The 6,332-nt window shown below is 67.6% G+C and carries 7 protein-coding genes; 4 read left to right on the forward strand and 3 right to left on the reverse strand.

Annotated elements, in window-relative coordinates; all coding sequences use genetic code 11:
* Positions 1-634 (reverse strand): ArgP/LysG family DNA-binding transcriptional regulator (locus VFF46_RS26745; RefSeq protein WP_325039980.1); only part of this gene is annotated, 634 nt, incomplete at its 3' end.
* A gap of 65 nt (positions 635-699) precedes the next feature.
* On the opposite strand from VFF46_RS26745, the gene VFF46_RS26750 reads away from it, so the two are divergent.
* The 3 genes from VFF46_RS26750 to VFF46_RS26760 all read left to right on the forward strand — a co-directional run bounded on the left by VFF46_RS26750 (position 700) and on the right by VFF46_RS26760 (position 3,023).
* Complete coding sequence (locus VFF46_RS26750; RefSeq protein WP_325039981.1) at positions 700-1,296, forward strand: LysE/ArgO family amino acid transporter; 597 nt, start codon at positions 700-702, stop codon at positions 1,294-1,296.
* 190 nt (positions 1,297-1,486) lie between these two features.
* Positions 1,487-2,179 (forward strand): Abi family protein, encoded by a 693-nt coding sequence (locus VFF46_RS26755; RefSeq protein ID WP_325039982.1) that lies wholly within the window; start codon positions 1,487-1,489, stop codon positions 2,177-2,179.
* 91 nt (positions 2,180-2,270) lie between these two features.
* Positions 2,271-3,023: an MBL fold metallo-hydrolase gene (locus VFF46_RS26760; RefSeq protein WP_325039983.1), complete on the forward strand. Its 753-nt coding sequence runs from the start codon at positions 2,271-2,273 to the stop codon at positions 3,021-3,023.
* Here the strand turns inward: VFF46_RS26760 and VFF46_RS26765 are convergent, their stop codons facing one another.
* Positions 3,024-3,935 (reverse strand): SDR family oxidoreductase, encoded by a 912-nt coding sequence (locus VFF46_RS26765; protein WP_325039984.1) that lies wholly within the window; start codon positions 3,933-3,935, stop codon positions 3,024-3,026. It abuts the gene before it with no gap.
* Positions 3,936-3,983: 48 nt separating this feature from the next.
* Between VFF46_RS26765 and VFF46_RS26770 the strand changes: the two genes are divergently transcribed.
* Positions 3,984-4,661 (forward strand): TetR/AcrR family transcriptional regulator, encoded by a 678-nt coding sequence (locus VFF46_RS26770; protein ID WP_325039985.1) that lies wholly within the window; start codon positions 3,984-3,986, stop codon positions 4,659-4,661.
* A 152-nt stretch (positions 4,662-4,813) separates the two neighbouring features.
* Here the strand turns inward: VFF46_RS26770 and VFF46_RS26775 are convergent.
* On the reverse strand, positions 4,814-6,332 hold a 1,519-nt coding region (locus tag VFF46_RS26775), incomplete at its 5' end, for a family 43 glycosylhydrolase (protein WP_325039986.1).

The raw sequence follows: 6,332 nt of genomic DNA on the forward strand, positions 1-6,332 counted from the left end.
GCTTCCGGCGGGTGACCTTGCGGAGCAGCCGGTGCTGCAGGACGTCCTTCTCGTTGAAGATCACTATCGGCGCCTCGGAAAGGGCCTCAGGCAACGGTTTGCCGGCCAGCCAGCGTTCGGCGTACTCCGGGGTGGCGAGCGCGAGGTACCGCATCGTGCCCAGCGGTACGACGCGACAGCCCTGCACCGGGCGCGGGTCGGCGGTGACCGCGGCGAGGACCGTACCGTTGCGCAGGTACTCCGCCGAGTGCTCCTCGTCCTCCTGGTGCACCAGGAACCGGGCGTCGTGGGTCCGGGACAGGTCGAGCATCGCCGGCAGGAACCAGTTGTTCAGCGAGTCCGCGTTCACCGCGATCGGGATCCGCTGCGCGTCGACCGTACCGCGGACGGCCGCGATCGCCTCGACCTCGAGCAACGCGACCTGCCGCGCGAGCCGGAGCAGCGCCTCCCCCGCCGCGGTCGCCCGGGCGGGTTTGCCGCGCATCACCACGACCTGCCCGAGCCGGCTCTCCAACGCCTTGATCCGTTGGCTCACCGCGGACGGCGTGACGCTCAGCCGCCGGGCCGCCGCGTCGAAGCTGCCCTCGTCGAGGACCGCCACGAACGTCTCGAGCTGCACCGAGTCGAATTGCACAATTCTAACGGTACTTCAGAATCTTTAGCTGGCTTGAACGTCGTCCGCTGCCTACGGTCGAAGACATGCCCCTGCTCGCCGGATTCGTCACGTCGTTGTCGCTGATCGTCGCGATCGGCGCCCAGAACGCCTTCGTACTCCGCCAGGGCCTGCGCCGCGAGCACGTACTCCCGGTGGTGCTGACCTGCTCACTCTCCGACGCCCTGCTGATCTCCAGCGGAATCCTGGGCCTCGGCGCACTCCTCACCCGCAGCCAACTCGCCCTGGACATCGCGAAGTTCGGCGGGGCCGCGTTCCTCTACACGTACGCATTCCTGGCCGCGAAACGCGCCTTCCACCCAGGCGCCATCACCCTCGCGGACCACGCGCCCGCCGCCCTCCGCAGCGTCGTACTCGCCTGCCTGGGCTTCACGTACCTCAACCCGCACGTCTACCTGGACACCGTCGTACTCCTGGGCTCCCTGGCCAACCAACGAGGCACCAACGGCCGCTGGCTCTACGGCCTCGGCGCCGTCACCGCCAGCTTCCTCTGGTTCTTCTCCCTGGGCTTCTTCTCCCGCAAACTAACCCCCCTCTTCACCCGCCCCCGCTCCTGGCAACTCCTAGACACCGCCATAGCCCTCCTCATGACCACCCTCGCCACCTGGATGCTCCTCAGCTGATATCCACAGCCTGAAGATCGTCGGCCGCACGCGGCGTCACTCGGTGTATGATTCTTATCAACACGGCCAGCCCCTCTGCCTTGCAGGGCACGGGCTGGTTTTCTTTTACCTGGGGGACTTCGTGGCAACTTACGCCAAACCCCACCTCGCCTTCGCCGACCAGATCCGACTACTGAAGAGCAGAGGCCTGGTGATCGACGACGACGCTGAGGCGGAGCGGCTGCTGAGTGTTCTCGGCTATTACCGTTTGAGCGGCTATTGGTACGTCTACCGAAGGAGGCTCGACCACCATCGCCGCGAGGATCGCTTTGTCGAGGGGACCACATTTCGGCAGGTGATTCGGCTCTACGACGCCGACCGCCGGCTGAAGCTGCGGTTGCTCGACGCTCTGGAACGGGTCGAGATCGCGCTCCGCGTCATGATCGGATTCACGCTCCGTCGCCGAGGCGCGTACGCACACCTGGACGCCGGCAACCTCGACGGCCGGTTCACTCAGTCGAGCGCTGGGCAGCCAAGCACCCATGACCGATGGCTGCGCAAGGTTCTCGCCGCGCAGACGAGGTCCTCGGAGGACTTCGTCCAGCACCTCCAGAGCAAGTACGACGGCCGGCTCCCGGTCTGGGTGGTGACGGAGATCCTCGACTTCGGCTCGATGTGCTCAACGACGTCCGGAACGTCTGCGCCCACCACTCTCGTCTGTGGAACCGGAACCTGGTCGACCAGATCGCACCACGCCACCTGCGATCGATCCCGGCTCTGCACCATCTCGCGCGCCGCGAGGTCTCGCACTCCCGCATCTACTCGACGCTGTGCATCATTGCGTTCCTGCTGTCTCGCACCGGGCAGGCACCGCAGTGGACCAGGCAGGTTCGTGACCTGCTGAGCGCGGAGATCCCTGCTTGTGGACGTGGTCTTCACGAGCTCGGATTTCCGGCCGGATGGGCCACCGAGCAACCGTGGAAGGGAAGCCTTTGATGGACGTGACGGTGCTGTGTGATGCGGTGGCGGTGTTTCCGGAGCGGGTCGAGGTTGCGTTGCCGGGGGTGGGGGAGGACGCGTGGTTGCTGCATTTTCATAGTTATCTGGTGGTGGCGGAGGCGGGGGTGGTGCTGGTTGATGCGGGGGTTGGGCCGGCGGGTGGGGAGGCGGCGGAGTGGTTGGGGGTTTCGGGGCGGTTGCCGGGGTTGTTGGGGCAGGTAGGGGTGGGGGCCGAGGACGTGGATGCGGTGGTGGTGACGCATGTGCATCTGGATCATGTGGGGTGGCTGTCGGACGGGGTGCGGCCGTGGTTTCCGCGGGCGGAGTACATCGTGCAGCGGGATGAGCTGGAGCATGTGCGGGGTGGGGTGACGTACGAGCAGCGGATTCGGCCGATTGTGGAGGCTGGGCAGCTGCGGGTGGTGGACGGGGCCGCGGCCATGCGAGGGGTTCGGTTGTTGCCGACACCGGGGCATACGCCTGGGCATCAGTCGGTGGTGACGGAGCGGGCGATTCTCGGTGGGGATGTGCTGGTGCATGCGGCGCAGGCGCGGCGACCCGAGTTGACGTATGCCTATGAACAGGATCCGGCGATGGCGGTGACCTCGCGGCGGGAGGTGCTGGCGTTGGCGGCCGCGATGGGGGTTCCGATCGCGGCCGCACATCCGCATGCTGCGTTGTCATCCACAGGCGAGCCGGTCATTTCCGCTGGAACGGGGGACGACGTCTGCCCGGCGTACAAGGTCTAGTTAGCGGTAGCCGGTGGTGTCGGCGGGTTTGCCGGCGTGTTCTACCTCGACGATGTAGCGCCAGGCGTCGGGGCGGCTGCCGTCCAGGTCGGTGAAGTCGTACAGCTTGGCCAGTTCGCCGCTCGACGTGGACTTGCCGTTCCAGCGCCGTACGTCGGGGTCGGCGGCCAGCGCCGCCACCGCGCGGCCGACGTACGACGGGCTCTCCGAGATCGCGAAGTGCGGGACCTGGTCGGTCGCGTCCCGCCAGTTGTCCTCGCGGACGCCGAACCCGTCGAGCATCGCCTCGGACCGCAACCACCCGGGCGTCAGCAGTACGGCGGTCGCGTCGTACTTGTCCAGCTCGTGCGCCAGGGCGAACGCGATCCGGCCGACCGCGCCCTTCGCGAGGTCGTAGAAGAACGACACGCGATACGTCTCCGCGTTGTACTCCGCCGTACCGTCCGTGATCTCGATCACCAACCCACCCGGCGACTTGATCAGCAACGGCAGCGCGTAGTGCGCGGTGATCACATGCGTGTTGACGCCCAGCTCCAGCAACCGCAGCCCGCCCGCGAGGTCGCTCTCCCACACGGTCTTGTCCCACTCGGGCTCGCCGTGCTGCCCCCAGATGTCGTTCACCACGATGTGCAGCGCGCCCTGCTCGCGCTCGATCCGCTCGATCAACGCACGGACCTGCTCCGGATCCAGATGATCCACCGGTACGGCGATGCCGCGCCCACCAGCCTTGTCGACGAGCTCCGCCGTGTCCTCGATCGTCTCCGGGCGGTCCATCTCGGACCGCCCGGCCCGCGTACTGCGGCCGGTCACGTACACGGTCGCACCGGCCGCGCCGAGCTCGACCGCGATCCCGCGTCCGGCCGCCCGGGTCGCCCCGGCGACCAGCGCCACCTTCCCCACCAACGCCTGCATCGCATCCTCCTGTATCCATACGTTGTACGATTATGTACCATACGGCGTATGGTTAACGTCGGCAAGCGCTCCGGACGGCCGCGCGCGGGGGAGGAGCGCCTGAGCCGGACCGCGATCCTGACCGCGGCGCTGCGGATCGTCGACGACGAGGGCATCGACGCGCTGACCATGCGGCGGCTCGCGGCGACGCTGCACGTCAACCCGATGTCGCTGTACCACCACCTGCCGAACAAGGCCGCCGTACTGGCCGGCCTCGCGGAGCTGGTCTTCGCCGAGCTGGAACTGCCCGACCCGGGGCCCGCCGTGCCGTGGGACGAGCAGCTGAAGGACGCCGCCCGGGCGTACCGGAACGGGCTGCGCGCCCATCCGAACCTCGCGCTCCAGGTGCTGTCCGACACCTCCGCCGTCTCCAGCGTCGTGGTGGTGACGATGGAGCCGTTCTACCGCGCGCTCGACCGCGCCGGCCTCGCTCCGCGGCAGATCTTCGAGGCCGCGAACACCCTGGTCGACTTCATCCACGGCTTCACACTCGGCGAGACGTCCGTGCAGGCCGAGACCTTCGAACTCGCGCCCGATCTGCTCGCTCGGGTACGGGACCTGCCGCCCGAGAAGGCGCCGACGCTCACCCGGATCGTCGCCGAACTCGGCCCGGAGGGACTCGCCTACGACTTCGACAGCGGCTTCGATTCCGGCCTCGCCACCCTGATCGCCGGCCTCACGCGATAACGCGAGATCGCGACCCCGACCAGGCAGAGCGCACGATCCCGAGTACCACGCTGCCCACGAGCAGCCGGCCGAGCGCCAACGCACCCGCCGAGATGCCCGCGCCCTAGGTCCCGCTTGCTTCGGCGACCGCCGAAGCAAGCGGGCATCAAGGATCAGACCGGGTCAAGCCGCCATTGCTGGCAGGTGCCGTAGCCGGTGGCCCAGTACGGCCAGATGTCCACGGCGTTCACGTCGTTCGTGGTGCAGCCGGCGACGTCGAGGGCCTGTCCGGTGGACTGCTGGCTGATCCGGTACGACCCGTCGCCGACCGGGTCGAGATACCACTGCTGGCACCCGTCGCCGGCGCGGTAGGGATAAATGTCGACTTGTGACGCGCGCGCCGGGTTACAGCCCAGCACCTCCAAGGCCAGACCGCTGTTGACCGCGGTGATCTTGTACGCACCTCCAGTCGCCGGCGTGACGTTCCACTTCTGACAATCGCCGCCCCAGTACTTGTACGTGTCCACGGTGGCGTTGTCGGTCGTCACGCAGCCGCCGACGTCGAGCGCCTTCCCGGTGTCGTTCTGCGGGGTCAGCCGATAGGTACCGGTGGGCACGGTCGGGAGGCCGGGGTCGCCGGACGGCAGCGCCAGCGACTGCCAGGTGGCCGCTGGTACGCCGAGATCCGGCGTACCGTCCGCAGCGAAGTTGACGCGTTGCACCCGGGCCGACCGGTCGCCGCCGCAGCTGCCCGCGGAGTTGCCGACGGCGTGGTAGACGTTCCACACCTCGGTCCCGTCCGGGGAGGTGAAGAAGCTGTTGTGCCCCGGCCCGTAGACCCAGTTGGCGTCCGCGCGCGAGAAGATCTGCGACGAGGACTTGGTCCACGCCGCCGGGTTCATGACGTTGCTGCCGGTCAGTGTCAGGCTCGCCAGGCCGTAGTTGGGCGAGGCGCAACCACTGACCGAGAACACGATGAAGGTCTTTCCGCCGTGCTGCAGCACGGTCGGGCCCTCATTGACCCACCCCCGGTCCTGTTCCCAGGTATTGGTCGGGCGGGACAGCGTGGCGAAGCCGCCGCTGACCGTCAGCGGATCGCTCATCGGTGCGATCACGATGTCCTGTTCGTTGTTCGGATCGCCTGGTGGGATTCGCGACCAGATCAGGTACAGCGAACCGTTGGGTTGCTGCAGCACCGTGCCGTCGATCGAGAACGCACCGTCGCTGGTCAGCTGATGGTTGGTGTACGACCCGAGCGGATCACTGCCCGCCGACTGCAGCACGTACATGTTGTGACTGCCGAAGTCGCCGGACGCGGCATCCGCCGTGTAGTAGATGTACCAACGACCGCCTATCTGATGCAGTTCCGGCGCCCAGATGTCACAGCACGCACCCATCGCCGCGCCGCTGGATCCGTCCCACACCTTCACCGGTGTCGCGGTCGCGAGTCCCTTGATCGACGTCGCCCGGGTCAACGTGATGACGTCGCCCTGCGTATACGTCAGGTAGTAGTAACCGCCGGCGTACACGATCTGCGGATCGGCGGCGCCCAGCTTGATCGGGTTACGGAACGTCTCGCCCGGCGAACTGGCGCCGGCCGGGCCGATCGTAGACACGGAAACCATCATCGCCACCAGCACCGCCAGCAGCATTCGCAGTCTGAGCATCGCCACCTCCGGACGATCCAGCGAA

The sequence above is a fragment of the Kribbella sp. genome (assembly GCF_035655035.1).
Lineage (GTDB): Bacteria > Actinomycetota > Actinomycetes > Propionibacteriales > Kribbellaceae > Kribbella.

Excerpts from the sequence above, each read along its gene's own strand:
- VFF46_RS26770 (WP_325039985.1), top strand. The coding sequence starts at position 3,984 with ATGGTTAACGTCGGCAAGCGCTCCGGACGGCCGCGCGCGGGGGAGGAG.
- VFF46_RS26760 (WP_325039983.1), top strand. The coding sequence starts at position 2,271 with ATGGACGTGACGGTGCTGTGTGATGCGGTGGCGGTGTTTCCGGAGCGG.
- VFF46_RS26750 (WP_325039981.1), top strand. The coding sequence starts at position 700 with ATGCCCCTGCTCGCCGGATTCGTCACGTCGTTGTCGCTGATCGTCGCG.
- VFF46_RS26765 (WP_325039984.1), bottom strand. The coding sequence starts at position 3,935 with ATGCAGGCGTTGGTGGGGAAGGTGGCGCTGGTCGCCGGGGCGACCCGG.